At 69.2% G+C, this 750-nt stretch carries 1 protein-coding gene; it reads right to left on the reverse strand.

Features of this window, described 5'->3' with window-relative positions:
* On the reverse strand, positions 1-750 hold a 750-nt coding region (locus D1648_RS17710), incomplete at its 5' end, for a sulfatase/phosphatase domain-containing protein (RefSeq protein ID WP_122943926.1).

The following is a 750-nucleotide window of genomic DNA, read 5'->3' on the forward strand; positions in this document are numbered from 1 at the left end:
TCACCGTGCGGTCGGCCACTCCAGGCGGGGCGTGTCCGGGCCCTCGTAGGGGGCGTCCCCGTACTCGGCCTGCAGCCGCGCGGTCAGCTCCTGCATCTCGACGAGCCGCTGCGCATAGGCCGGGTCGGCGGCGACATTGGTCAACTCCCGCGGATCAGCCACGAGGTCGTAGAGCTCATCCTCGACCGGCATGATCCGGTCCGAGGAGCCGGGGCTGCCCAGCCCGTCGTTGTAATAGCGGATGTACTTCAGCTCCCGGGTGCGCACCCCGTAATGGGCAGGGGCATGGTGCTCGGGGTCGTCATGCTCCCAGTAGCGGTAGTAGACGGCCTGACGCCAGTCCGGGACGCTCTCGCCGCGCAGCTGCGGCAGGAAGCTGCGACCCTGCTGGGCGGGCAGCGCGGAGGGCTCCTCCCCCGCGGCCTCCAGCAGCGTCGCAGCGAAGTCGACGTTGGAGATGATGTCGCCGACACGGTGCCTGGCGGGGATCGCCGCCGGCCAGCGCAGCAGCATCGGCATGGTCAACGACTCATCCAGCATCAACCGCTTGTCGAACCAGCCGTGATCGCCGAGGAAGAAGCCCTGGTCGGAGGTGTAGACCACCAGCGTGTCCTCGGCGATCCCCTCGGCGTCGAGGCGCTCGAGGATCTCCCCGATCGAGTCGTCGACCGCCTGCACGCAGCGCAGGTAGTCGCGCATGTACCGCTGGTACTTCCACGACGTCCGCGCACGGCGCGAGGCCTCGTCCTC

The organism is Brachybacterium sp. EE-P12 (genome assembly GCF_003711805.1).
Taxonomy (GTDB): Bacteria; Actinomycetota; Actinomycetes; order Actinomycetales; family Dermabacteraceae; genus Brachybacterium.